The sequence below is a fragment of the Actinomyces mediterranea genome (genome assembly GCF_900155595.1).
Lineage (GTDB): Bacteria > Actinomycetota > Actinomycetes > Actinomycetales > Actinomycetaceae > Pauljensenia > Pauljensenia mediterranea.
In genome coordinates this window covers 616,268-641,921 of sequence record NZ_FTPB01000004.1, presented here as the reverse complement: position 1 = coordinate 641,921, position 25,654 = coordinate 616,268, and the positions used below count along the sequence as shown (strand labels likewise).

Here is a 25,654-nt window from a genome sequence, read left to right as displayed (position 1 = left end):
CGCCGTTGTGGCGATTCAACAGGGGACACCGGAGTGGGGAAACGCTTCTGTTTCACGCGCTCCCGGTAGATCGTCAATCATCACTATCAGAGGGATTTCCCATGAAGAGTTTTCGCGTTCTCGTCGCCATCATTCTCGGTTTCTGCGTCATGGGGTTGGGGGCGTGCGCCCCTGAGAAGGAGGAGCCGGTCGCGTACAAGCCCGTGCTCTACCTGTATCCGCAGGACGACCTTCGGCTTCAGGTGGGCGTCGACGTCGATGGCACAGTGACGTCCTCGTATCCCGTCCTCGCGCCCTCCGCGGACGCCGGTGCCGAGGGCGAGTGGTCGGTTTCGGCTTGCCCCGATGGGACGTTGATGGACGCGCGGGGGCGCGAATACCCGTCCCTGTTCTGGGAGGGGCGCGTGAATGTCGCATGGTCGCAGAAGGAGGGCACTGTCGTAGCAAGGGATGACGTCGTGCCCTTTTTGGAGCGCACTTTGGCCGCTCAGGGCCTTACTGATCGCGAGGCGGCGGACTTCATCACCTTCTGGGCGCCGCGCTTGCAGGCGAACGACTATTCCCTGGTGACTTTCGCGACGGATCAGTACACTCCGGCGGTACGGTATTCGTTCACCGACGAGCAGGGGCGCGAGGCGTCACCGGAGACGTTCATCCGGGTGTTCATGGTGTTCTCGAAGGCGGATGCGTCAACGAGGGCCGAGCCGCAGGAGTTCACCGCCCCGCCCTCGCGAACAGGTTTCACCGCCGTCGAATGGGGTGGCAGCGAACTCGACTGATCGGCGGTCGGCGCCGAGGCCGCGCCAGCCAGGATACGGGAAAGGAACGAGTCCTCCTCTACGAGGTCGTGGCCGATAGGCGTCGGATCCTCAGGGAAATCCTCGTTGACGTTCGCACCATGACTGAAACCTTCATTTTCGAGCGCGAAGGACGGACCGTCACCCTCTTCGGAGATCTTGAAGACGATGAACGCGCTCGCGCTCACGCGATGGTGGTCGCCGAGAATGAGACGTATCTCGGCGCCTTCGGAGCCGAAGGAATCAGCCCCGTCGCCGATGCCCGTCACTGGTTCGAGGATGAACTGACGATCATCCATCCCCGTTCCGCCTATGTCCATCTTCCCGCCACTTCAACCGTGACGCCGTCTTCGCCGAAGCGATGAACTCTGGACTGACCCGCGCGGATACGGGAATAGTGGGACTCGAGTTCGAGGAGATGAAAATCGGAGCGCTTCCCCTTGATGCCGAGGCGACTGATGATCTCGTCGAAGAACTGCGCGAGAAGGGAGGTAACTTCGTCGTCGGTTTGAACGGGGATGACGCGATCCTGCTCTACGTGAACAACGAGGGCGGCCCGGAGGTGAAGCGCCTTGTTGCCCGTCACCACCTCGAAACAGGGGCGGGTGCCGATGAGTGTTGTTCGTGCACCCTTCCTCTTCGTGAAGAATCCGATGGCACACGCAGGTTCATGAATCTCCTGCCGGTGCTCTTCCAGCTCCGCGAAGAGGATTCGCAGGGCGTCTTCATCATCGATGAGTTGGAGAATTCAATGCATCCCAAGCTCACCGAGAACTTCGTCGCTTCATTCTTCGAAGGGCTGGATTCCGAGGATCGACACCAACTCATCTTCACCACCCATGAGATCCAGCTCATGCGCTCCGACCTGTTGCGCAGGGATGAAATCTGGCTGACGGACAAAGTTGACGGCGAATCCCAGTTGACGCGTCTGTCCGACTTCTCCCGAGACGGTGTTCGCAAGGATGCTGATCTGCTCGGTTTCTACATGTCCGGACGAATCGGTGGAATTCCGCGCATCTGAGGTGATGCGATCATGGCACGGGCACAGAAGTCAAGACCGCAGGATCGTTATCGAGGAGTACGTTGCGAGGGGACTCGTCAACCGCGCACCGAACTCTTTTTCTCCGTTGAAGGAAAGACTGAAGAACAGTACAATCGCTCACTCTTGGATACCCGATATAAGGAGCGATTCGTTCCGACATTTCTTCCAAGAGTGGGGTCGCGGCGATATACGAAGACCTCTCTTATCAACCTTATTGACGCCGCCCGCAATGAAGAGAGGACTTGGAGCCGTCGAAACCGTGGACTGATCTGAATCATTTGTGACCTTGATGAGAACTCAGTGCATGACGATGTCCTTATGGCGCTGGGTGCTTTATGACCATCGATAGGGATACCCAGGTGTATTGGTGGCTCGAAACGGTCTTAATGCACCTTATGGCGCTGGGTGCTTTATGACCACCAAGACCGCGAAAACCATCACCGTCACGATCACACCCGTCTTAATGCACCTTATGGCGCTGGGTGCTTTATGACTCAGACTCGTATCCGCCTGATCGGCGGCTCTGGTGTCTTAATGCACCTTATGGCGCTGGGTGCTTTATGACAGGCCAAGGCAATGATTCGTACCATCCGAGAGACAACGTGTCTTAATGCACCTTATGGCGCTGGGTGCTTTATGACGTATAAACTGGGCGCTGTTGATTCTGATACTGATTGTCTTAATGCACCTTATGGCGCTGGGTGCTTTATGACTATTCAGTGATGCGATTGTTGCAGCACTTATCGCAGCGTCTTAATGCACCTTATGGCGCTGGGTGCTTTATGACGCACCGTACACTCCCTGGGGTGATGTATGCGACGAGCGTCTTAATGCACCTTATGGCGCTGGGTGCTTTATGACTTCAAGCGAGACAAAGCGGCCGCTTGCTGTTTTGCACAGTCTTAATGCACCTTATGGCGCTGGGTGCTTTATGACAGGCTAGCGTAGTCGCCTCGAAAGCGTTTTCTTTGATGTCTTAATGCACCTTATGGCGCTGGGTGCTTTATGACGGATGAGAAAACAGGCGAATGCTTTGTTCGACATCATGTCTTAATGCACCTTATGGCGCTGGGTGCTTTATGACACCCGAATAACTGCTACGGAGGTATGTTAGTCCCCGTCTTAATGCACCTTATGGCGCTGGGTGCTTTATGACGCGAGCGCAGGTAGCTCTGCGCAGCGCGCAGAGTACCGGGTCTTAATGCACCTTATGGCGCTGGGTGCTTTATGACCGGCGTTTAACCGGGCGTATAATCCTTCGGATAGTAAAGTCTTAATGCACCTTATGGCGCTGGGTGCTTTATGACGGCGATGCGCGTCCCGCCGTCGGCGATGAGCAGGCGGTCTTAATGCACCTTATGGCGCTGGGTGCTTTATGACCGGAAGAAGCCCCTGTCACGCGGGGTATCGAGACGCTCGTCTTAATGCACCTTATGGCGCTGGGTGCTTTATGACCGAAATCGCAAACCACGCGGATGGCGGTGCGCTGAGGTCTTAATGCACCTTATGGCGCTGGGTGCTTTATGACCCTCGAAGGCGAGATCAATCGCGCGCTCATCAAAGCGTCTTAATGCACCTTATGGCGCTGGGTGCTTTATGACCAGGTGATGCGGCGCGCCTGGAGTGTTCCCGTGATGATCGTCTTAATGCACCTTATGGCGCTGGGTGCTTTATGACGATTGTCACGATGACTGACGAAGAGACTGGGGAAGAGTCTTAATGCACCTTATGGCGCTGGGTGCTTTATGACCGAAATGTCGTGGGCATTGACCGCGTACTACGTGCGTCTTAATGCACCTTATGGCGCTGGGTGCTTTATGACCGTTATATTCGTTAGAGACTACAACGTTCATTAATTGTGGTCTTAATGCACCTTATGGCGCTGGGTGCTTTATGACTGTCAAAGGCGATTGCGCCAATGTACCCGTGTACCGTCTTAATGCACCTTATGGCGCTGGGTGCTTTATGACTCTGAATCCAAGCGCCCCCTAGCAGCGCTGCACAGCGCGTCTTAATGCACCTTATGGCGCTGGGTGCTTTATGACTGGCCGAGTCCACCGCTCACTGAAAGGAGTTCGCGTCTTAATGCACCTTATGGCGCTGGGTGCTTTATGACCGGGAAGTCGATATCCATGAGTCTTCCTCCTCGGTGTCTTAATGCACCTTATGGCGCTGGGTGCTTTATGACCGATGAGTCCGGGAGAGTGGACGCGAGTTTCAGGTGCGAGTCTTAATGCACCTTATGGCGCTGGGTGCTTTATGACTGGACGGTCGCTGCACGATCGGGTTTTTCGCGGACAATGTCTTAATGCACCTTATGGCGCTGGGTGCTTTATGACTCGCAGGCTCGTCGCCAAGAATCTCCGAAAAGAGGTGCGTCTTAATGCACCTTATGGCGCTGGGTGCTTTATGACTCGCAGGCTCGTCGCCAAGAATCTCCGAAAAGAGGTGCGTCTTAATGCACCTTATGGCGCTGGGTGCTTTATGACCGGGAAGTCGATATCCATGAGTCTTCCTCCTCGGTGTCTTAATGCACCTTATGGCGCTGGGTGCTTTATGACTGCACGGGGAGAGTCTCCCGGCGGGAGCGCCACAGGCACGTCTTAATGCACCTTATGGCGCTGGGTGCTTTATGACCATATGAGATGAATGCTTCTCAGGAAACACTATTCAAGTCTTAATGCACCTTATGGCGCTGGGTGCTTTATGACGGACCTCGGCCGCGCCGTACATGCGCCACGCGAGTCTTAATGCACCTTATGGCGCTGGGTGCTTTATGACCCCCAAATTGCTTGGGACTAGCGACGACTTGTGGATGCCGTCTTAATGCACCTTATGGCGCTGGGTGCTTTATGACGTCTAACAGGACGATGCTCATAATAGCGGGTTCGCTGCCGTCTTAATGCACCTTATGGCGCTGGGTGCTTTATGACGACGCAATCGACTCGCTACGCTTGTCAAAAATGCGGGCGTCTTAATGCACCTTATGGCGCTGGGTGCTTTATGACCACCTACACACAACACGAACGGAGAAGACGAAATGAAGTCTTAATGCACCTTATGGCGCTGGGTGCTTTATGACTCTTCAAGGGGCTGGCGCAAGGAGTCGAGAACGCTCGTCTTAATGCACCTTATGGCGCTGGGTGCTTTATGACCGTCGCCACCGCACCACTCGAATCATTCAAATCGTCTTAATGCACCTTATGGCGCTGGGTGCTTTATGACAGGCGGAGCCTCACCGACTGGGCGTGAGTGTTGGGAAGTTCGTCTTAATGCACCTTATGGCGCTGGGTGCTTTATGACCCTCCCTCCTGGGGATGTCCTGCGATCAGGCAAGATACCAGGAAGATCGCCACTGGCTCGGGAAGCACCAAACAAGCCAACAAGCACAACCTCATTTAACCACATTTTTGCTGATCATGGGGCTGTCGCCACCGATAGACGAACAAAGCGTTCGTCCGCCGGATTTTGGAGCAAAGCTCACAGGACGTCGGTGTCAGCGGGACGATCGAGACGATGCACGTGAAAGACGCTCACAGGACGGTCGCAGCGGCAATAATACACAGTAAACATTCAGTGTAGGGAGAGCTGATGGACAGTGGATCAAGACGAGGGGGGCGTCATGCGCTTGCGGCATCTCGGCCGTCCGGGCACTTCTTCGGACAGCCTGTAGATCGCCTGCGTGCCAGTATGTCTGATACCGCTGGAGGTTGTTCAGTGTCTCCAGTGTTCATGCAGTTATCTTCAATCGAAGTCCTCGAACGGGCGTGGCAGTCCGTCCTTACTCGAGATGCACACGACGGTGTTCTTCAACGGCAAAGCAAGAAGATAATCAAAGACTCCGATGCATTCCTAGTCGATCTATCAGCACTGCTTCGGAGCGGAACATACGAACCGGAGCCGCTCAACCGCATCGACATTTCCAAAGGGGCCTACGACAAGACTCGGACACTCAGTATCCCTACAATCCGAGACCGGGTAGTCGAACGTGCAGTCGTCGACACGATAGCTTTCGGTGCTGACCTCGTTCAATCATCCTGCTCCTTCGCCTACCGGACAGGAATCGGAGCCGACGACGCCATTCACCACGTCGCAACACTCAGAGACGAAGGCTACCAGTATGTCCTGCGCACCAACATCGAAGACTTCTTCCCCCACGTCAATCTCGAACATGCACTTGAAGCCCTCCCCGCCTCTCTTCAAGAACGCGACCTTCTCGCCCTCGTCCGACTCATCGCCATGCCCGGACGTGCGCGAGGTCGCCAACGCTCCCGAAGCGGAGGCGTTGCACAAGGCTCGTGTTTGTCACCCCTGCTCGCCAACCTATCCCTCACCCGATTCGACCACGCTATATGCGATGCAGGATACGGGTACGCTCGATTCGCTGACGACATCGTCGTGTGCTCACCGCGTGACCAAGACATCCTCGACGCCATCGATCTGCTCAGCGACCTCGCTGCCGCATACGAACTGACTCTCAACCAGGACAAGACAACTATGACTTCATTTGACGAGGGCTTCTGCTATCTCGGTGTCGACTTCACGAAAACACGACCGGAATCAGGCCCGCACCATGACATCAAAGGACAGTCTGATCCGAATCATGTCATCTACGTCGGACGCGACGGTGCCCGCGTCCATGTGACAAAAGGTCGGCTCATCGTCGATGGCTCCGATGGGCTTCCTCAAATGTCGATTCCGCAGCGAGCGGTCAGCCGCATCGTATTGACAGGTAGCGTCGGATTGTCGGTCGGGGCGCGATCCTGGGCGCTCTACAACGACATTGACGTCATATGTCTGTCTCGCAGAGGGAGTTACCTCGGGCAGCTGGCGGGTCCCCGATCCACCGTCAACGCTCGCCGACTGCTCGCTCAGGCAGAATTCAGCGGTGACGAAGACAAACGCCTTCCCCTCGCGCGGTCTATCGTCAGAGCGAAGCTGCGCAACCAAGTCCATGTTCTCAACCGAATCGGTCGTCGAGACGCGGATAATGATGTGAAATCCGCCGTGCGAGAGGTGAGGACCCTCGCCGAGGACATCATCCATGCCGATTCAATCAATGAGATCATGGGACTGGAAGGAGCCGCATCCACTGCGTACTATGCCGCTCTGTCCTCGCTGGTCCCTGAAGATGTTGTGTTCCATGGACGCAGCCGTCGGCCACCGCGAGATCTCGCAAACGCTGCCCTGTCCTACTGCTACGCTATTCTGCTCGGAGAATGTACAGGCGCACTTTTCGCCGCAGGCCTTGAACCGTCGCTGGGGATACTCCACTCGTCAACCGACAAACGGCCGAGTCTCTCACTCGACCTCATGGAAGAGTTCCGACCGCTCCTCGTCGATTCGACAGTGATGGCGCTGCTGCGGATGCATCGCCTTCGCCCCGAACACGCCACCACTGCTCCGGGCAATGAGGACGGCGTGTGGCTCACCCGAGAGGGGAAGAAAACCGTGGTCGACGGATATGAGGCTACGATGCAACGGCATGTGAAGGGCGCGCTTCCGGGATTCGCTGGAACCTGGCGCCGACATATCCATCATGAAGCCCAACTGTTGGGGCGAGCGATCATGGAACCTGACTACACGTGGACCGGCGTCGCATGGCGATGACCTACATCGTCGCCTACGACATCGCCGCCAATAGAAGGCGGAACCGAGTCGCTCATGCTCTTCAGAGCTGGGGATACAGAATCCAAGAGTCCGTGTTCCAGCTGCGACTCGAAACCGGCGATCTAGATGCGGTGCGACATAAGCTTGACTCGATTATTGACGCAGCAGACGATGTCATTCATATCTACCCGGTGTGTGCCTCGTGCGCGGCGCGGTCAGAAGTCCTCGGAACCGCCGTCGCCCTTGACGACGTGGGGCTGTATCGAGGGTTGTGGTGAAGGTGCGAGGGGGAGAGGGGATACCAGCGGAGACGAATTGGAGTGCGACCGGCGCAGAAACGGAATCGGCGGTGGCTGTTGAGAGCGTTGGCGAGCTGATGACGCTCATTGACACTGCGTGAAGTCCTCTACAGGTCAGCCTTCCTTCGGGACGAGACGGCTCAGCGAATGTCCTGCACCGGACTCAGTGCTTCTTCCGCTTTGGAGACCCCTTAGGAATCTCAAGGGGCTTCGTTGCGTCGGTGCCGAAAAGGTCTTGAGGTGAAACGCCGCAGTCCGTTTGAGGGAATCCTGTTTTTGGGTCGGTTCTATTGTTCGCCTTGTTTTCTTCGAGAGACATATATCTCACGGGCACTCCATCGGAGTAACCGAAGGCCGCCCGTTGAAGGGCTTGAATCCACGGCGTCTTCAGCAGTGTTTTTTCCTTGTGGAGGATGAAATCAGTCGCAGGATGAACATGCTCCGCAGTGCCCAAGCATCCACTGAGATCCCGATACATTGCGGCAAGGCCCGAATCCCCGCCCCCGCGCACCGCATGGAGCCCGTCTTCTGCAAGCCGAACCTCGAGCGCGCCAAGGCCGTAGGGTTTTCCGAGTCCCATCCGTAGATAGCCCACGCGGCCTGCGTCCTTTTCGGAGTCGGGAACGAGATTCTCAGGCGTCAGGACCCACACGAGTACGGACAGTTCATTGCTCGTGAGATCCTCGAAGCGAATGCGACAGCGCAGGATGGAGCCAGGAGCGATCCACGACTTCGCAGTCATCCGGACCTTGTCATTCGACTGGTCGACCTTCGTGTTCTGGATTATCTCTTCGGGGAAACTCTGAGAATTGAGTAGCTCACGATGGACAGGGTAGGTAGCTGCTCCTAGGAGCTGTCCCTCGGAAAAATACTCCGAACGGGGGAGAAGCTGATCCTTCTCTTGCGTAGGTGTCGCCCCTCTCCGCGTCGTCAGGAAGCGCCTCGCCGAACTGAGTTTCGGGGAGAGCAGGGGGGCGAGACGACGGGGCTCTGTTGAGAGCTTCACCTCATCGGTGTCGACTGTACCGAAGAGCAGGCGTCCTTTCGAGGAAACATCCCCTCCGCGTGCTCCGCTGGGGGCATCTCCTACGACGTAGCCGAAGAGCCTGTCGGCCGGTGAGGCCTCATCAGCGTGCGACACGGGGAGGACTCTTTGAGCCTTGGCGAGTGCGCGAGGGCTCATCCGGTACGAGCGGCGCCCCACCATCGTCGGGTACACGTCTACGATCTGGTCAGTGCGAGAAGGAGTCCCGTGCTGCGACGAATCCCGGTCTAGATGGACGAAAACAAGCGTACCGGGAACGAGCTTCGAATCCTCTAAGGCTGCTCGATTGAGGAGATGGGCGTCGCCTCCGGGAAGATCATGCTGTTCCCGGTAGGAACGGATGACTGCGTCGTAACGGTCGATGTGATCTTGCGACAGAGAGAGGACGACCCCATCGAGGGACTCGCTCATGTGATCCGTCTTGAAGAAGAACCTCTCGTATTTCTTATCAGAGAAGAGATCGCTCGCATGTTTCTTTTCTGGGCTCGTTCGACAGGGGTATCCCCAGACATTGAGTGTTGTCGGATTGAGCTGAGGAGGGACCCGGAAGAACTCCTCCATCTGATCGTCGACCCACACGCCCGTCACCATGAGATGCTCCGGACCTTTGTCCTCGAGATGCTCCGGACCTTTGTCCTCGAGATGCTCCGGACCTTTGTCCTCGCGCCAACGGGACAATTGGACTTCTGCCTCAACGCCGTGACGAGTGAGGCTCCGGAATCGGGCGAGCACCTGCTCCGGCTGAGGGCGAATTCCTTTCATCGTCATGATCCTCGGGTGCCCTTCGCATACCACCGACACATCATTGCCAGACCCGCAATCGTCTTTGATTTGAGCACTCACAGGACCGGTTCTCCCGAAGCCATCGAGGATCTCCACCCCCAGACCGCCCTCGTACTCGCAGATGCGCCCGGGCAACAATCCGAGGGCTCCTGCAGGATCCGCGCGATAGGTGAGCACCTCGTCGTGATCGCCGAACACGCGGAAGCGCGAGGCCGTGAACAGCTCATAGGCGCGCGAGATCATGCCCTTCACCATCGTCCCCGGAACGATCGGGTGACCAACCGCGTCAATAGGCACCTCTACCGTGGGGCGGCCCTCATCATCCTCAGTCTGTTCTCCGAAGACGAGCGGGGTGCGCACTGTCATCTCCACATCGAGGGACCCCGACCAACGATCCGGCCGCAGACGATCATGTCCCGTCGGCGTCTCGTCGCCGAAGACATCGCTGGGGAGAACGCCTCTCTCGACATAGTCGAGGACGCTTGCGCGGGGAATCGGAACACGATTCACCGCCGAATGGAAAGGCTTGAAATCACTCATGTCAGGCCCACTTCCCGGTCATCAACTCATCGACGAACACGACATTCGAATACGACTGCTCCTCGCAGAAGACCTCAACCGTCGGCATCGTCGCACTTACGGGAACATCGCCCGGCGAGTGCTGAACGTATTCACCTGCACGGCACCAACACGCCTCACCCTTCGACGGATCTGAGAAGACTCGCAGATCCGCGACGTGACTGCCGTTCAACCAACGCAGCTCACGAGCCCACAATCCGTGTCCATGAGCCTCAAGAGCGAAGGAGAGGACCCATAGGCGCAACTCGTACACGGTGGCAAGATCAATGGACTGTCCTCCGCATGCGCGCAGACCGCTCTTATCCGCGACGACACTGAGAGCGCCGACAGTCGTTGAAGCAATCCCGTACCATCTCGTATCCGGGCCAGATTCAACGCGCTCAAGCACCAGACGCGCGTCGCCATTAAGGGGATCGCACTGCCAGGACGCTCGCGTCAGCCTCTTCTGTGACAGCGTCGGACTATTCGAATATGTACTCATTGTCCGCTCCCCTCATGAAGGTAAAGAGACCAGCCACCTGAGGGCAACAGCTCATTGATTCCCCGCAGTCGGGCGAGGATCTCTTCGGCAGTTCCACGCGGATCTCCCGTGCTGCTAATCCGCCAGGGCTGGCCGATGAGTTCTTCAGGGCCGTCGACAGTCAGAGCCTTCATCCGCACTTCACCCAGACCGCGGGTTCCTCGACTGCCGATGGGAAGAGCTCCCGAAGCAAGTTCCGCCAGGGCCAAACCGAGGAGGCACAAAGCTGCGCGCGCATAGTCCGGATCCTGGTCAGGAGAGTCGAGTCGCGTCAACAAGTCAGTGTCGATCTCCAGGCGGATTTCATTCCATCCGTCATCAGGGATCTCCTCCGTGTAAAGCAAACCGTCAACGACCCCTCCGCTGAAACGGTCACCGGCATTGTGAGTCTGACGCTTTGACGAACACCCCTGTGAGAGAGTATCGAGCACACTCAAAGCGCCCTTGACTCCGGAATCTCCGAAAAGAATACGAACGAGGACGGGGTCGCGGCGCAACTGTTCGTGTACCTCGAGATCAGCCCAGTCGTCAATCTGGAGTTCATCTCCATCGGCGATGATAGTGCGAGCGATCCTCGAGCAACGGGCTCGCAAGGCCCCCCGAATGGAGCTGCCCGGAATGACGAAGGGAGAATCTGCACCGTTCATATGAAGGGGCCGGGTGATCTCGGGTGCATCGGGATCACCTTCATCACGTAAGGCTCCACTAGCGATGAGGATTCCAGAAGGGGAAGTCCAAGCGATATCGATAGAGATTCGATCCGATGCCGGTGGGCGGGGCACGAAGTCGAGCTCAACATCATCTCCTCCCCTGTGGAGGGCGATAAGACCCTTCCTGCTCCCCAAATCAGCGCGTCGGCACGATACTTGGGCGTCATCCTTGAGCTTCACACGCCCCCAGCCGACTGAGCGTCTGCCGCCAAAAGCAAGACGGCCCGTATCGAGAAGGGCACTGAGATGCGCGAAGAAATCCTCGACGAGTCGGGGGGAGACTCCCCCTTCTATGTCGGGACGAGACGACGCTTGGGCGGAGATACTCACGAGAAGAGGGACTCCTGCAGGGACCACTTCATGCTGGAAAAGGGCGCCGTGTCCCGCAGTTCCCCAGTAACGGTCAACGGCAATGCCGTCACGCAACAGCAGGTTTTCGCCGGTGCACACATCGGATAATGCGATGGGGTGGATCGTCAGCAGAGAAGCCGCATCGAGAGACCCCCACAACGGTTTGAAGCGCTCCTCTTCTGAGGGGAAGCAACGCGTCATTGCCGACCGCAGGGCGCCTTTGACCGAGCGTCCCGACAAAGAGGGGATGCCATCGACAGTGCGGGAGAAACGACGCGCGACTGCGATTCGTTCCTGGTCGGGATCGGGGGTGCGATTCACCTGCTCATTGAGCCCGGAAGAGTGAAGAGGGGAGGCCGTCACGAGTGGTGCGGAGAACCAGTAGCGGATGAGGCTCATCGTCAGGAGTCCTTCCGGTTGAGGAACGCCTCGCGATCGCACGTCGACAAGGGGATGCTTGAAAGGGAGAGAAGAGGGTGGGCGATGAGGAGTCGACCATAACCCTGGGCGCGCAACTCGCCGAGCCCATCGCGTGCGATCCTCTGCAGCGCCGTGAGTGCAACTGACGGGTCGGCTTCTTTAGCAGGGGTGATTCGTAGTACTGAGCCTGCCTGCATGGCGATGCGGGTCGAGCGAACGGTGCCGTCAGAGGCGCGAGAATCGATCCTCCTATAGCGCAGCGCGATAGCCTGTGCGCCGTCCTCAGTGTGATGAACCATGACCTGTGCTCCGACAGCGGCAAGAGCATCAAGGAAGTCCTGAATTCCGCGTGTCGGTCCCAGGGAGGAAGAGCGGAGCACAAGGTCCGATGCGAGCCACAGTGTTGTCGTCCCGTCTTCGTCCCATGACGCGGACGGAGTCTCAAGAGGGGAGAGGGAGCCGAGAGAACAATGTGCACGGCCGAAAGTACCGGACAAACGGCGTGCTCCGAGCAGTGCATCGACGCTGAGAAGCTCTTCGAGGTCGGGGAGCCTCTCTCGTAGTCTTTCCGACACGACGACATCTGCCTGTAGGTGAAGCCCGGGGGCGAGGGCGTGGACGAGGAAGAGTTGGCCGCTCTTGGCGGTGCCCGTCGTAGGATCGTGGGCGGTCGCCTGGCGGGCAGTCATCGGAGTGGAAGCGATTCTCCACGCCTCATCCGTCGCGTAGAGGAAGCCTCGTCGTATCGGCACCTGTGATTCAAGTCCGCTTTCGCCGCGCAGATGATTCCACGTGGAAAAGTGATCGGAGCCTGAAGAATCTTTCGACCGTGACAAGCTGAAGGGAACGGGCAGACCGGGGACTTCGTCAAACACTGCGATGGCGTCGGAGACGCGCAGATCACCGGAGGTCACCGCATTGGAAACGATGTCGTCGTCCGGATGGGCTGCTCGCATCTGCCGATGGACCCACGCGAGCAGCGTTGTGCCGCGAAGGAAATCGAGGGAACGGACTTCGTTGGAGAAAGGCGCCTCGTAGGAGATGACAGGAGAGAGCAGATTAATATTGAGGGGCGCCGTGAAAAAGCCCGTTTCATCGGTATTGGGAGAATCGGTGATCTTCGCTGCCGGAATGGCGTCGATCGTGGGGATCGTCGGAGTGCGAGATGCTGACTCGAGAACGTTCCACGGCCAGCCCTGTGGGTGTCCGATTGTTCTCAGACGCATTCGACAAGAGCCATCGCCGACGCTCTTATCGGAACCGACCGCTTCAACAATGTCGCAGGCCACAGCGAGCAACAGCTCCACAGCAGCGAGCTGAGCATCAGTCCACGCCACGCGCGCCCCACCGGTCGTGAACGTGCAACAGACGACCTCCGCGTGCAGGTGGGCGGCTCCTGCTCGCTCGAAGAAACGCAGGTGATCGTCTTTCGCAGTCTGAGTTTGTGAATCGATGCTGACAGAGACGAGTTCACTCGTTTCCACAGGATCAGTGGCGACGGCGTCGGTGAAGGTGATGAGGCGCGCTGCCTCAGCAGAGCCGAAGATTCTCGCGCATAGGCTCGACCATGGTCCGCTCGGATCGCCCTCGTCGAGGGCGAGCGCAGCAATCTGGGCGTTCTCACGCAGAATCCCTGTGAGAGCCGTGCCGCGCAGCACTGGGCATCCCTGTGCGTCGCGTTCGATGACGGAGTCGATACCGCCGACGACGCCGACGCCTGTTGCAACTCCCCAGTCGGAGTCGATGGCGATGTCGATCGGGAAGGAATGGGTCATGACAATTCCTCTGAAGCGGATGCGGCGAGGCGTACTGACTTGGCGAGATAGGTCCGTGGGAGGAGCTCCGCCAAGTCGATGAGGTCGAGCATGAGACGTTCCGATCCGATCGCGTCGGCAAGCACCCTGAGGTCGCGCTGCGATTGGGCGGTATTCCATTCGCTGCTCGCCTGGGCCAAGTGAGCACGCTGCTCTCGACCTGACAGGTGTGCCGCATCGGAGAGAATCTTACGGATTCGTGCGGCACGACTCTTCGGAAATCTCATCGGTGCCAGGGCCCCCGGTGCACTGCACACGCCCGCGAACCACGCTGCACGCAGTCGCATCGCATTCCACGACTCATTCGCGGACGGTGGCGAGAGGGGGAGCGTCGGCTCCTTCCCGGGAAGTACCCTGTAGGGGCGGGCCGTCATCGCGGGCACGCCCTGCGCTGTCTCGGCTTCGCAGGCGAAGGGAGCGTAGGAGGCGATGAGTTCCTCCGGATGAAGGACCGTTGAGTCGTAAAGGATGTGATAGGAGAGGGTCGAACAGGGCTCATCCATGCGCTTGCCCGTTGCCTTTGCCCATGATGCGAGGCGCTCGGCGAGGTCGTAGGCGAGGTGGAAGGGGAAGTTGTGGCGCACAACGGCCACGCCGGCACCCGCGGTCATCTTTCCATCATCCGATAGGGAACTGATGACCGGATCAGCATCAGTGCGTTCTTCGAATGCTTCGAGGAAGGCCTCCGCGAAGGGGAGCGCGAAGGCGCCGTCGGTGATGACGGTCGCGTCGTCACCGCCGAGGATCACAGGGACGACGGGGACGACATCCACGCCTTCTCGAGCCGCCAGGTCGGCCACGGCAGCCCATGCGTCGCCGAAGGCGCCCTTCATCACGTCATCGAGACTCTTGTTGAGCGCGAGAAGGGTGAGACGCAGCGCATCCGGATCAGCGGCGTCACACTTGATCTGCTCCTGGAAGACGGTGGAGGGAATTAATGTCAGGCGATCCGCAAGGCTGCGGACCATCGCCCCCACGCCATTGCCGTCAAGGTGGATGATCGCGACCTTTGATAAGGAGTCGAGTGCCTTCTCAAGGGCATCAAGGTTCGGGAGGAGCTGTTCAGAACGATCCATGAGCTTCGGATGGCTAGACGCGAGGCTGATGAGGTGCTCTCGCGCTGTCGACGCCTCAGCTCGAGCGACAGCACTCGGGAGAGAATAGACCTCCCTTGAAGCGTCGGACGCCTGAGAAGGGACAGCAGGCACAAGGGTGTCGCGTCCAGGCTCGAGGAAGGACATTGAACAGAAGCGAGCCGACGCAGGCGGGCGCGTCAGCGCATAACTGGCGGATTCGGCGTGGACCTTTTCAAGGTCCTCCTTCATTACATGTGCTGAGGTCATGGGGATGAAGACACCAGTGACATCAACACCGGGAGCGGTCTCGAGAGCCGTCCTCGTCACGGCGCCGACGAGAGTGCGGGCAGTGTCCTCGGAATCGACGGCGACGATCACTTTCCCGGAAGAGACGGAGACGTCAATGAGGGTGATCCCCTCCTGTTGCGATGCACTGCGCACCCAGGGCTCGAGTTGGGTGAGCAGATAGGAGGCGCCGATGTTCTCCTTGAGCCTTGGGGAGGCGAAGACATAGTGTTGGTTCCCGTGGGTCTCGAACATGACGAGGTGCATGGCCGCTCCGGTGGATTGGATGATGATATATGTGCAGTATTGCATACTGTGAGCCTGTTGGAGGTGCACAGGTAGGGAAAATTGTGAGTGCGTTGATCTGTAAGGTGCACCATGACGTGTTGCCACACGAAAATGTTAGGAGAGAGTCGCGATGACTGTGCTGATCCATGTTGCTGGTGACTCTGATCTGGGGATTGCGCGAAACGAGACCTGTTCGCACGATCTTTATGCTATTCGACAAGGACGCCTGAACGAACTGTCGGGAATCGATGATTCGAAGGAGCTTGGCCGTCGCCTGCTCGACATGCAGTACGACGTGAAAGCCGAGGAAGAGAGTCGGGGTCGCGATGTCACCCCCAAGGGGTTCACCAGTACGCCTCTCGCCAACTCGCTCAAATCCCTAAATGACCTTAAAGAAACGGGTCAGCTGCACATTCTAGTCATCGGAACCACTGGTGATGATGGGGCCACAGAGCAGATAGCTCTGGCCCTTGTGCAGCATCTTAAGCGACTTGCTCCAACTATCGAAGAGCGTTACGGACTCACAGTGAGAGATGTGGATTCAGTTATTCTTCCGAGCCTCTTTGAAAAGGATTGGGTTCTTCTTGAAGAAGTAATGAACAAGGTCGAGCCGAAGGGGAATATCATTCTTCCCGTCGCAGGGGGAGCCACTTCTATCGTAGCGGGAGTCGCTGGTGCCGCCATCGCATCGGGCCGTGACCTCAAGATGCTTCTTGCGAAGAGCGAGACGGCACAATTTCATTCTCTGACAATCGGTGCTGATCCGATTCGAGGCTGGTTGCTCAGTCTGGGCCTGCCGACCTTGTTGGAACGGGACTACCGAGCTGATGAGCAGGTGCAACAGGCTGCTGACAGTGTGAAACGAGCATTCGATGGCGCTTCTCTCGAACAGCGTGCGGATTCGCTCGGGCAACTCCTCCTCATGGACGTCGCCCGAGGAGATCTAGCCGCAGGCATGTCGATCCGAGCATGGCTTCTTTCCGAGTTCCGCAGCAGGCTAGCTGGTGAACGCAGTGACCAGGATGATCGGAACTCCTGGAGGCGCGAGTATAAAAAGCCGCTGAATAAAGGTATCCTGTCGAAAGTGATTCGTGTGATTGAGAAGGATTCTGATCCTAATGAATCAGAACGCTGGCTCCTCGATCGGAAAGATCTCCTCGACGCTGGGGAAAAAGCGACCCATGAATTCGCCTCACTTCTGAATAGCGACGATGCTCAAAAGACACGGGACGAAGTGCGCCGAGGCGTGGGGGAAGAGAAGGTCCCAGAGTTCCTCTCGTGGCCCAATGAGTATGCGTGTCTCATTTGCTCAGTCGGGACGAATGCTCAACAGAGTGCTCGTGGTGAATTTGCGAGCAACCTTATGAAACAGGAGCCTCCGGAGGAGATTCGCCTGGCGTGCAGTGTTGATCGCCCGCTCCGGCTTCATACCGTCCTTCTTGCGTCGCAGGACTCCGTTGGTCGTGCTCATGACGTCAAAGGAGGGATCGAAGCTTCTCCCGCAGACAGCAAGCGCGCATCGTCCTGGGCGTGCGGAACCGCAGAAGTGATTGATTACGGGATTTCTGCGACTCACCGGAAGACAGCGGAAGAACTCAAAGAACTCATCGCCTTTGTGTCGGACACTGTCAAGAAGAGTCTCGAAGACTGTAGCCCGCGCCCGCGTGCCATTGTCGTCGCCGCGCTCGGCGAGAAGGAAACACTCCTCGCTGCCCTATCCGCCACTCAGGACTACGGCGCACAATGGGGGATCCCCGTCTTCCTCGCCTCAACGGTCCGCGGAGAGGAAGAAAGAAGGACAGAAGAGCTCCAATTCCACCGTTTCGGCCTCGGCGCAGATGCGCGAAAAGCTCTGCTCACCGCGGCGCTCTATTGCATGGAGCGCCTCGATCTGCTGTCCGCCCATCGTCTGCTGACTCTCGGTGATCGGAAGATGCGCGAGCGCGCTGAAGGTGCGAAGATCCTGGCGGAGCATCTCGCGACGGCCGTCAAGGCGTCGCAGATTGACGACTATGCGACACTCGTCATAGATGTGTTCCGCGTTGTTGCTGATCTTTGCCAACCTTCGCACGAGGAGACCCCGCGTGCGCGACTCGCGACCATTGCCGGAGAGCTCATCAAAGGAAAAGATCGGGGAGGGAAGGGCCAAGAAGATAAAGAGGAATCGCGGCTTCTGAAGCGCCTCGAAAAAGGCGATTTCGAGTTGCCCAATATTGAGAGCGCAGAGCTTTGTCATCGATTGACCATGATCTATCAGGTGCGGAACGAGACGCCGCTCAATCACGGCGAAGGCACCGTAGACCAAGCGCTTGAGAAAGTACTGGAGAAAAGAATTAATTCTGCCTCACTTCCAGTGGGAATGACATACTCCGATCTGCTCGAAACAACGGCAGGAGAGATTGAGGACGCAATATCGGCCGATCAGCTGGAACCCTCAACCTGGAAGGCGAACTTCGACGAACTCTACAAATGGATCCAAGATGCCCTCAAAGCGTGACGACACTGCGAAACTTTCAGAAGCCAGGGGAGAACGTGAGCAGCTGGAACACGTTCGCCTCGTCAATCTCACGCCTCATCGCGTAGCCCTTGAAGTTCCGACGGAGGATGGCGGGGTCGAGCGCCTCGTTCTGCCCCCAGCCGATGCAGTGCCGCGCCTCGTCATCACCGCGGGACAAAGCGACGTCGTCCTTGTTCGCGGTGGAGAAGAAGACCACGACGAGATTGTGGTCCCCATGGTCAATCAAACCCGAGCGATAGGAATCGAACCACCGCTGCCGGAACCCCAACCGGGGGTCCTCTACATCACCAGTCGGGCGCTTGCAGAGCACGTTCCCGAGCGGCGCGATCTCGTGTGGCCGGAAGATCAAGTCCGCGACTGTAACGGAACAGTCATCGGTGCCCGAAAACTCGGGCGCGCCTCTGCTGCCCCTGCAGCAGAGAGGGAGGTGCCGTGACCTCAGCAGACCCACATGAGCGCACGAGTATGAGGACACCGTCATGAGCAGCGACGCCGCGGTTATCCAAGGTCCGGGTTTCATCAACATCAGGGGCAGTTCGCGCATGCGCATGATCCTCATACTGGAGATGAAGAGCATTCTGTCGTGGGACGACGGCTTCCCGCTGCGCCCGCCCGTAGGGGGACAAGCGATTACTCCGACATAATCGGCGGCCTGGTGGAAGAGCGGGGGAGTCTACTTCTGGATACCTCGATCCTTCTCTCAACCGAGCAAAGACCAGTCGGAACTGCACTGCACGTCGCCGACAGCATTCTCAGCCTCGCCGTTCGACACTCCCTCAGCCTGAACAGGCTGTGGCAGCACGTCGACGAGGACGGATCCCCCTGTTGGCCATCGGCGCGCTTGAATTGCTACGAGTCAAGGGACTTGGTGATCTTAGGGCGCTTCTTGTGGTTCACACAGAAGTCCCCTGCGACGACTACTCAACTGTTTCGAAGCGATCCATATTCGTCGGACCTTCCACCGTTTGCGGAACACACTCCTACGAATCCTGACGGACGAGGGAGTTGCGAGGCCGGAACCCTGTCATTCCCCGGTCGATCGACAACAGACGAATCTGCCGCCCTCATCACCACTCTCACCTGGTTCCACAGGCGGCAGCCACCGTATGGCACAACGTTTCCACCGTAGAGGAGGCGCACGGACTCGGGGTAGAAGTTTCCCCGGATGGCAGTAGGGGTCATGTCGACAACTGGCGCATGATTTGGAGAGTACGACGAACAAGCTGAGCGTATCCGACGCGCAGACGGAGGACACGCAACTGGATGAGCTCATCACTCGAGTAGTCCCTCCCACCATCGACTTCACCGCGAGGTCCAGGCCCCACTGGCTCATCTGGCTCGTCCTCGTCATCGGGGGAGCCGTCGTAGTCGGCGTTCTGCTCGCACGGTTGTTCAACGTCGGCCTCGTGCCGCCGATACCGAGCGCTGATATCAAGAAACGTCGATAACAAGCAAAGGAAGAACGAAAACGACTCAAGAAGAGGTCGCGGCGTCGTGCGAAACGGCCACAGCGTCGATGACACCCATCCCGAAATTGGCATGTGAACCGACATTCGTGAATCTCGACAATGCCATCAACTGTGAAAACACGCGCGTTAGAGGCGAAGCCGCCGGACCACTGACTCGCATGCGGCCCTCACAGGCGATGATCGTGCGCGAGGCTAATCGTCCTCGACGATCCGACCTCGGCATCCCCAAAGAGACTGGAACTTGCCGGGTCTCATCGTAGGTGGTGAGGACACGTGCCATCGCCTCGCGATCAACTCTGCCCGGAGCGCTCGCCCGATCCGCATGCCACCAGCGCTCCTGCAGACTCTTCGCCAGGGAAACCGGGCTGGCTCCCCAAACATGCTGCCCCCTCGAACTGAACACAGTCGGGGTCACCAGGTGTATCTCCCAGGTCGTGTCCTCAGTGCACTCGGCGAGCTCCCCCCAAGACTGGTGCTCGATCACTTGACCATCGACTGCGGCGAGCAGAACCGTGTCCTCCCCGCCGCTTCCGATCGGCAGGACGCCGCCCCACGCCAGCCACGCATCCAAAGTGTCGACCAGACGATCATCCAAGAACCGGATCTCGACGCCGAACAACCCGTCCACATACGTCATCTCGCCCAAACAATACGGTTTCGGACCCTTGAACTCGTGACGCGGCCGGTGCGCGAACGAGGGAAGAGAAGCGGCCCTGGCCGTCGAAAGCCCCTGCGGAAGGTCGAACACAGAAGAGACAGCGGCATGAAGACGACGAGGATTCGCAGGCACAGGCGATGGGGCATCGAATCGGACGAACACTGAACTGGGCATCGGCGATCTCATCTTTCCGAGCGGGAGCCTCCCCGCGTCTACCCGACGATCTTCGCATGTGGAAGGGCCGATGTCCGATCACTCGAGCACCTCGGGCAGCATACACGCTGCACATCCCCCTCCCGCCCGCACTTTTGTCCGCCGCGCGGGGAGATTTGTCGACGTCGGCGCGCATTCCGGGCCAGTGTGCGGACAAACGGCTCTAAACGTGGTGAGATTGAAGCACCTCAACGAAGAAGGGTGAATCGACATGGAGCAGGACTGGACTCGCGTCGAAGGCATGATCATCGGGCGTGAACTCGACCCCGCCACCGTCGCAGAAGAACTGCGCGAACGGGCGATCCTCGCCCAACTCGAATGGTTCCCCGCCTCTCCGCAACTCCTCGGCATGAACGTCGCCGTGCACGACGACAACGTCGCCCTCGTTCGTGACGGAGCAGTGGAAACGGGCCCCGCGCTCGCAGACCTCGCCGAAGAACTCGCTCTCCTCTTTGACGCGGAGGTCCGCGTCGGCAGTTCCAGCGCCGACCACTTGCCCGAGGGCGAATCCCCTCTCGTGGACTCCTGGGAGGATGACGACGACCTCAGCGCTGACGAGGGGTCGCGGATCGTGGAGATCGGGCGCACCCCCGCCTCGTCGGTGCCCCTCCTCGCAGCGCTTGAGGGCATCGACCTTGCCGACATCGAACTCGCGGACGAGCACCGCGCCCTCCTCGCCCAACTTCCCCCGGAGAAGGCGGGATGGAACTTCGGCGAACTGCCGCTCGTCACCCTGTCGCGCTCCGAGGGAGAATTCCAAGCCCTCCTGGTCACCGACGACCACCTCGAACACATCGTCACCCACAACTGGGGGATGGAGTCCCTGCTCGTCCCCGGCGCCCACGACGACGCCGCCGACCTAGCCGATGAGATCATCGACCTCGTGGGGGACCGGCCCGAACTGCGGGCGATCGCCGCAGGCGTGCCGGGCGCCAATGCGGATGCCCTCATCGCCTCCGCCTCCGCCCGCGGGGACGACGCCGTGTGGAAGGTCGTCACTGCGCTCGGACTACCCTCCGGCGTCGCCGGATTCCTCCTCGGATCGCTCGACGCCGACGAGGTCGAGGGCGCGCAGACCCACGCCGCGCGGGGCATCTCCAATGCGATCGGCCGCAGCGTCGACATCATGCTGAGCGAACCCGATTCCCCGGCGCAGCCCCTGTGGAACTCCTACCAGTCGATCGCCATCGAGAAGCCCTGGATGATTCAGGCCTTCGCCACTGCCGAAGCGATGATCGGAGCCTCCCTCATCGCACTCGCCGTATCGGCCGATAAGCCGCGCTCCGGGTGGGTCAAGCTCGGCGGCGTTTTCGGCGTCCTCGCCCTCATCGACTCGATCGCTGAATTATCCCTGTCGCGCTATGTGCGCAACCGCCACGAGCGCCACAACAGGGGTGCGTGACGCTATCCGAGACCGTGGTCGTCGCACAGTAACAGTAATGGAGGGGTCGTCCGCTGGGCCGCCTCGCTACTACGCCGACTTCTTCTCCGCTTCCCTTCGCGTTACCGGCGCGGCCGAAGGATGCTGCGATGAGGACATGGGAGTTCTGACCGACCGCATTGATACTCTACGGATATGACGACATCTCAACTGTCGGCGAGCAGCCAGAACTATCTCAAAGCGGTGTGGACGCTGGGGGAGTGGTCGGACCAACCGGTCACGGCATCGACCATCGCGGCCAAAACGGGCGTCAAACTATCGACGGCATCGGATGCGATCCGCAAACTCGCCGACTTGGGATACCTCACCCACGCCCCCTACGGGGCGGTCGCGCTGACGCAGGAGGGGCTCGCGATCGCCCTCGCCATGGTGCGCAGGCACCGCCTCATCGAGGCTTTCCTCGTCGAGGTGCTCGACTATCGCTCCGATCAAGTCCATGACGAAGCCGAAGTGCTTGAACACGCGGTCTCCGATTTCATGATCGACCGCATCGACGCCCATCTGGGGCACCCGTTGAGAGACCCTCACGGCGATCCCATCCCCGATGAGAATGGCGCCCTTCCTGCCTATTCGTCGCACTCTCTCGCCGACATCGCCTCCAATGCGGCAGCGGCTGAGCGGGTCCGCGTCGAACGCATTTCAGATGATGATCCGGAACTCTTGCGATTCCTAGCCGACAGGGGAATCGTCTACGGCACTCAACTCACCGTCCTCGAGCCCGAACCATTCTCTGATGGCGTGCGCGTGAGCATCGTTGATCACGAGCCCATCAACCTGGGTGGCATCGCCGCAGCCGCCGTGTGGGTGTCCCGGGCTCGCTGAGCCTCCCCGCCGGTGCGACCGGCGCATCGGCGCTCGCTTCCACAAGCGTGGAGCGGGGTGGGCGGTCTCCCCATGATGTGACCGCCCACCCCGAGTATCAGCGGGTAAGCTCCGACTCGATTCGAGCGTGCACGGAACGGATTTCCTCGGGCAGATTCGCGAATCGATCGAGGTGCTCGCCCCGGAAGCCCATCTCCTGCCTCCACCTGTCGACGTCAATCGTCAGCAGGCGAGCGAGGTCCCCATCCGAAATGGTGAGGCCCTCGCGATTGAGCTCATCTGCGGTCGGGATGACGCCGACGGGAGTTGCCGTCCCCCGGGCGCGACCGTCCTGGTAGTCCATGAGCCACAAGAGTGCACGCAGATTGTCGCGGTATCCGGGCCAGAGGAAATGCCCGTCGTCGGGATCGCGTTGGAACCAGTTGACGTGAGCGAAGACCGGGGGCTTGCTGAGGCCTCCGAGGATCTTCAACCAGTGAGCAGCGTAGTCTCCCTCCGGATAGGACATGAAGGGGCGCATCGACATGGGGTCGTAGCGCAGCTGTCCTTCGACGCCCTCGGCGGCGAAAGTCGCCTCCGCGCCGAGTGTGAGGCCGTCGTAGACGCCCTCGGCGATGTCCCTCATGGCGCGGATGAGGGGTTCGCGATCCCGGGTGCGCCCGCCGAAGATGACTGCGTCGATCGGGACGCCCGCCGGAGAGGAGGCGTCCGCGGCGACAGTCGCGACATTGCCGAGGCCGGTCGCGAAACGGCTGTTCGGGTGGGCCCAGGGCAGGTCCTTGTCCTCTTCAGCACGCTCACTGATCGGCGCGCCCGTCCAATCGAGCCATCCGTCGAGGTCGCTCGGCGGCTCGGGCGTGCGTCCCTCCCACCAGACCTCCTGGGTGCGTTCGTTGTAGGCAACATTCGTGAAGAGGACGCCGCTGTCCTCCTGAATCGCCGATAGGGCCGCCGGGTTCGTCGCCTCATTCGTGTCCTTGGCGACTCCGAAGACGCCGTTCTCGGAGTTCATTCCGTAGAGGCGTCCGTCCTCACCCGCCCACAGCCAGGTGATGTCGTCGCCGTAGAACTCGACACGATAACGGTCCCCGAGGGCGTCGGGCGGCAGGGTCATTGCGAGGTTCGTCTTGCCGGAGGCCGAGGGGAAGCCGCCGCAGACGTGGTAGGTCCGGCCAGTCTGCGTGTCGACGATGCCGAGGAGCATGAACTGCTCGGCGAGGAATTTCCCGGACTTCCAGCCGTCGTAGGCGGACTGGCGCAGGCTGTGGGCGATCTTCCCGAGGAGGGCGTTGCCCCCATAGGAGGAGCCGTAGTGGATGATGAGGCGCTGATCGGCGATGGTCGCGAAGAGGCGCTGGTCATCGTCCGTTCCTTGGCCGAGGGCGTCGAGGTCGCCGGTCACGTGAACGGAGCGAACGAAGAAGGACGGATCTGCGAGCTCCTCGAAGAGGTGCAGGCCGACACGGGCCATTCGGATCATCTGCAGGACGACGACGCGGTTATCGGTGAGCTGGACTCCCGCGGCGAAAGGGGCGAGGGCGGAGCCCGGGACTGCCATGAGATACGGGATGACGTACATCGTCTTGCCCGCGAGGGCTCCTGCAACGTGTGCGCGCTGAGCGGCGAGGATCTCCGCGGAGGGGCGCCAGTTGTTGTAGACGCCCTTATCTGCGGGGTCGGCGGTAGCGACGACGGTGCGGCCCTCGGATCGGGCGGTGTCCTTGGGGTGGGAGCGCGTGTAGTAGCGTCCCTTGCCTGCGGGGAGGATCTCCCCTGCATCGAGGGCTTCGGCGATGAGGCGTGCGTCGTCCTCGGCGCTGATGACCTCGATGCGATCCGGTTCGGTGAGCAGTGCCCACTCTTCGACGAATGAGCGAATGGCGGAGTTGGCGACTCCGCCCTCGTCAAGATAGCGGTGAATTGTTGCGACGTTCATGGGTTCTCTTCCTGATCGGTGGCACGCTACTCGTGCCCTCTTGAAACACAGCCTAACTACGGTACGTCGTAGTTTCAATTACGGGACATTGAATAATTGGGTGTGAGGGATTCGATGTCGTTTCGAGAGAATCGATGCGCGATAGCAAGGAACAAAGGTCACAGACATGCGCAAAGGGGCCATCCTTGTGGATGACCCCTCCATGTGGACGAACCCGTTACAGGACGTGCGCCTCGGGCGGGAAGTCCTGCGGGCGATCCGTGAAGATCCCGGTAACGCCCCATGAGGCGAGTTCGAGAGCCTGATCGACGTCGTTCACCGTCCATACATTGACATCGAATCCGGCCTCGCGCATCTGGGCGACCTCGGCCTGCGTGAGCCCATCGAGGTCGGGGTGGATCGCCGCGCACCCGATCTCGGCCGCGCCCTCCTGCCACGTCGGTCCGAGTTGATTCTCTCGCTCGAAGAGCCAGCCGAGGGCGACATCCGGGTTGAGCGTATGAAAACGGGCAAGGGCCTCGTGATCGAAGGAGGACACGATGAGCCGGTCCGGGCGCTTGACCTTCTCGAGTGCCACCGTGATGTTCTCAATGAGGCGCTCACGCAGGGCGGGTCCGCCGAAGCAGGGCTTGATCTCCAGATTCATGCCCATATTCGCAGTATTCGCGAATTCGATGACATCAGCGGCCTCCGGGATCCGCTCGAAGCGGTACACGTCGGAGAACCACTTCCCGGCGTCGAGTCTGCGGATATCGGAATACGACAGCGAGTAGTAGCGCCCCGAACCATTCGTCGTCCGGTCGAGGGTGTCATCGTGGATCACAATGAGCGAGCCATCGCCGATGATGTCGACATCGAACTCGAACCAGCGCGCACCCGCCTCCATCGCCTTCGAAAAAGACGCGATCGTGTTCTCGGGCGCCAACGAGGGCGCTCCGCGGTGGCCGTAGATGCGGGGGAATTCAGACATACGGGTCC

18 protein-coding genes and 1 CRISPR repeat array are annotated in these 25,654 nt (G+C 59.4%); of the genes, 9 read left to right on the top strand and 9 right to left on the bottom strand.

Annotated features, from left to right (window positions below; all coding sequences use genetic code 11):
• The first annotated feature begins 101 nt into the window (after positions 1 to 101).
• From BQ7471_RS06910 to cas2, 5 genes are all read left to right on the top strand, one after another.
• On the top strand, positions 102 to 779 hold the full coding sequence (locus BQ7471_RS06910; protein WP_076465167.1) for a hypothetical protein: 678 nt from the start codon (positions 102 to 104) through the stop codon (positions 777 to 779).
• Positions 755 to 1,162, top strand: coding sequence for a hypothetical protein (locus tag BQ7471_RS06905; RefSeq protein WP_129583374.1), 408 nt, complete (start codon positions 755 to 757; stop codon positions 1,160 to 1,162). Before BQ7471_RS06910 ends, BQ7471_RS06905 begins: the two co-directional genes overlap by 25 nt.
• Positions 1,159 to 1,818, top strand: coding sequence for an AAA family ATPase (locus tag BQ7471_RS06900; protein WP_083663297.1), 660 nt, complete (start codon positions 1,159 to 1,161; stop codon positions 1,816 to 1,818). Before BQ7471_RS06905 ends, BQ7471_RS06900 begins: the two co-directional genes overlap by 4 nt.
• 401 nt (positions 1,819 to 2,219) lie before the next feature.
• Positions 2,220 to 5,142: a CRISPR direct-repeat array (repeat unit 37 nt; unit sequence GTCTTAATGCACCTTATGGCGCTGGGTGCTTTATGAC).
• Between the two features lie 429 nt (positions 5,143 to 5,571).
• The gene (gene cas1 / locus BQ7471_RS10815; protein ID WP_083663296.1) at positions 5,572 to 7,449 is read left to right on the top strand and encodes a CRISPR-associated endonuclease Cas1; all 1,878 of its coding nucleotides are present in this window, start codon (positions 5,572 to 5,574) and stop codon (positions 7,447 to 7,449) included.
• Positions 7,440 to 7,727, top strand: coding sequence for a CRISPR-associated endonuclease Cas2 (cas2, locus tag BQ7471_RS06890; RefSeq protein ID WP_205408268.1), 288 nt, complete (start codon positions 7,440 to 7,442; stop codon positions 7,725 to 7,727). The genes cas1 and cas2 overlap by 10 nt, the downstream gene beginning before the upstream one ends.
• 184 nt (positions 7,728 to 7,911) lie before the next feature.
• Here cas2 and BQ7471_RS06885 read toward each other — a convergent pair whose 3' ends face one another.
• The 5 genes from BQ7471_RS06885 to BQ7471_RS06865 are packed head-to-tail and all read right to left on the bottom strand — an operon-like array spanning position 7,912 to position 15,643.
• On the bottom strand, positions 7,912 to 10,116 hold the full coding sequence (locus tag BQ7471_RS06885; protein WP_076465163.1) for a hypothetical protein: 2,205 nt from the start codon (positions 10,114 to 10,116) through the stop codon (positions 7,912 to 7,914).
• A gap of 1 nt (position 10,117) precedes the next feature.
• Complete coding sequence (locus tag BQ7471_RS06880) at positions 10,118 to 10,636, bottom strand: hypothetical protein (protein WP_076465161.1); 519 nt, start codon at positions 10,634 to 10,636, stop codon at positions 10,118 to 10,120.
• Positions 10,633 to 12,135, bottom strand: coding sequence for an RAMP superfamily CRISPR-associated protein (locus BQ7471_RS06875; protein ID WP_076465160.1), 1,503 nt, complete (start codon positions 12,133 to 12,135; stop codon positions 10,633 to 10,635). The genes BQ7471_RS06880 and BQ7471_RS06875 overlap by 4 nt, the downstream gene beginning before the upstream one ends.
• A gap of 2 nt (positions 12,136 to 12,137) precedes the next feature.
• Entirely contained in the window at positions 12,138 to 13,931 is a 1,794-nt protein-coding gene (locus tag BQ7471_RS06870) for an RAMP superfamily CRISPR-associated protein (protein WP_076465158.1), read from the bottom strand.
• Positions 13,928 to 15,643, bottom strand: a complete 1,716-nt coding sequence (locus BQ7471_RS06865) for a Cas10/Cmr2 second palm domain-containing protein (protein ID WP_076465157.1) — start codon at positions 15,641 to 15,643, stop codon at positions 13,928 to 13,930. Before BQ7471_RS06865 ends, BQ7471_RS06870 begins: the two co-directional genes overlap by 4 nt.
• Positions 15,644 to 15,749: 106 nt before the next feature.
• Here BQ7471_RS06865 and BQ7471_RS06860 point away from each other — a divergent pair, with 106 nt between their 5' ends.
• A complete protein-coding gene (locus tag BQ7471_RS06860) occupies positions 15,750 to 18,116 on the top strand; it encodes a hypothetical protein (protein ID WP_076465155.1) in 2,367 nt (788 codons plus the stop codon).
• Positions 18,117 to 18,132: 16 nt separating this feature from the next.
• Here the strand turns inward: BQ7471_RS06860 and BQ7471_RS11355 are convergent, their stop codons facing one another.
• Entirely contained in the window at positions 18,133 to 18,681 is a 549-nt protein-coding gene (locus BQ7471_RS11355) for a hypothetical protein (RefSeq protein ID WP_159438526.1), read from the bottom strand.
• Positions 18,682 to 19,339: 658 nt separating this feature from the next.
• On the opposite strand from BQ7471_RS11355, the gene BQ7471_RS06850 reads away from it, so the two are divergent.
• The gene (locus tag BQ7471_RS06850) at positions 19,340 to 19,585 is read left to right on the top strand and encodes a hypothetical protein (protein ID WP_076465154.1); all 246 of its coding nucleotides are present in this window, start codon (positions 19,340 to 19,342) and stop codon (positions 19,583 to 19,585) included.
• A gap of 25 nt (positions 19,586 to 19,610) precedes the next feature.
• Here BQ7471_RS06850 and cas6 read toward each other — a convergent pair whose 3' ends face one another.
• Positions 19,611 to 20,243 (bottom strand): CRISPR system precrRNA processing endoribonuclease RAMP protein Cas6, encoded by a 633-nt coding sequence (gene cas6, locus BQ7471_RS06845; RefSeq protein WP_235821255.1) that lies wholly within the window; start codon positions 20,241 to 20,243, stop codon positions 19,611 to 19,613.
• Positions 20,244 to 20,688: 445 nt separating this feature from the next.
• Here cas6 and BQ7471_RS06840 point away from each other — a divergent pair, with 445 nt between their 5' ends.
• Together BQ7471_RS06840 and BQ7471_RS06835 are read left to right on the top strand one after the other, a co-directional pair.
• Complete coding sequence (locus BQ7471_RS06840; RefSeq protein ID WP_076465151.1) at positions 20,689 to 21,879, top strand: hypothetical protein; 1,191 nt, start codon at positions 20,689 to 20,691, stop codon at positions 21,877 to 21,879.
• A gap of 174 nt (positions 21,880 to 22,053) precedes the next feature.
• Positions 22,054 to 22,740, top strand: coding sequence for a metal-dependent transcriptional regulator (locus tag BQ7471_RS06835; RefSeq protein WP_076465149.1), 687 nt, complete (start codon positions 22,054 to 22,056; stop codon positions 22,738 to 22,740).
• 97 nt (positions 22,741 to 22,837) lie between these two features.
• On the opposite strand, the gene BQ7471_RS06830 is transcribed toward BQ7471_RS06835, so the two are convergent.
• Positions 22,838 to 24,676, bottom strand: coding sequence for a phosphoenolpyruvate carboxykinase (GTP) (locus tag BQ7471_RS06830; RefSeq protein WP_076465148.1), 1,839 nt, complete (start codon positions 24,674 to 24,676; stop codon positions 22,838 to 22,840).
• 217 nt (positions 24,677 to 24,893) lie between these two features.
• Positions 24,894 to 25,646 (bottom strand): glycerophosphoryl diester phosphodiesterase, encoded by a 753-nt coding sequence (locus BQ7471_RS06825; protein WP_076465146.1) that lies wholly within the window; start codon positions 25,644 to 25,646, stop codon positions 24,894 to 24,896.
• Positions 25,647 to 25,654: the final 8 nt, after the last annotated feature.

Excerpts from the sequence above, each read along its gene's own strand:
- BQ7471_RS06910 (WP_076465167.1), top strand. The coding sequence starts at position 102 with ATGAAGAGTTTTCGCGTTCTCGTCGCCATCATTCTCGGTTTCTGCGTC.
- BQ7471_RS06905 (WP_129583374.1), top strand. The coding sequence starts at position 755 with ATGGGGTGGCAGCGAACTCGACTGATCGGCGGTCGGCGCCGAGGCCGC.
- BQ7471_RS06900 (WP_083663297.1), top strand. The coding sequence starts at position 1,159 with ATGAACTCTGGACTGACCCGCGCGGATACGGGAATAGTGGGACTCGAG.
- cas1 (WP_083663296.1), top strand. The coding sequence starts at position 5,572 with ATGCAGTTATCTTCAATCGAAGTCCTCGAACGGGCGTGGCAGTCCGTC.
- cas2 (WP_205408268.1), top strand. The coding sequence starts at position 7,440 with ATGGCGATGACCTACATCGTCGCCTACGACATCGCCGCCAATAGAAGG.
- BQ7471_RS06885 (WP_076465163.1), bottom strand. The coding sequence starts at position 10,116 with ATGAGTGATTTCAAGCCTTTCCATTCGGCGGTGAATCGTGTTCCGATT.
- BQ7471_RS06880 (WP_076465161.1), bottom strand. The coding sequence starts at position 10,636 with ATGAGTACATATTCGAATAGTCCGACGCTGTCACAGAAGAGGCTGACG.
- BQ7471_RS06875 (WP_076465160.1), bottom strand. The coding sequence starts at position 12,135 with ATGAGCCTCATCCGCTACTGGTTCTCCGCACCACTCGTGACGGCCTCC.
- BQ7471_RS06870 (WP_076465158.1), bottom strand. The coding sequence starts at position 13,931 with ATGACCCATTCCTTCCCGATCGACATCGCCATCGACTCCGACTGGGGA.
- BQ7471_RS06865 (WP_076465157.1), bottom strand. The coding sequence starts at position 15,643 with ATGCAATACTGCACATATATCATCATCCAATCCACCGGAGCGGCCATG.
- BQ7471_RS06860 (WP_076465155.1), top strand. The coding sequence starts at position 15,750 with ATGACTGTGCTGATCCATGTTGCTGGTGACTCTGATCTGGGGATTGCG.
- BQ7471_RS11355 (WP_159438526.1), bottom strand. The coding sequence starts at position 18,681 with ATGCGCGAACTGCCCCTGATGTTGATGAAACCCGGACCTTGGATAACC.
- cas6 (WP_235821255.1), bottom strand. The coding sequence starts at position 20,243 with ATGACGTATGTGGACGGGTTGTTCGGCGTCGAGATCCGGTTCTTGGAT.
- BQ7471_RS06840 (WP_076465151.1), top strand. The coding sequence starts at position 20,689 with ATGGAGCAGGACTGGACTCGCGTCGAAGGCATGATCATCGGGCGTGAA.
- BQ7471_RS06835 (WP_076465149.1), top strand. The coding sequence starts at position 22,054 with ATGACGACATCTCAACTGTCGGCGAGCAGCCAGAACTATCTCAAAGCG.
- BQ7471_RS06830 (WP_076465148.1), bottom strand. The coding sequence starts at position 24,676 with ATGAACGTCGCAACAATTCACCGCTATCTTGACGAGGGCGGAGTCGCC.
- BQ7471_RS06825 (WP_076465146.1), bottom strand. The coding sequence starts at position 25,646 with ATGTCTGAATTCCCCCGCATCTACGGCCACCGCGGAGCGCCCTCGTTG.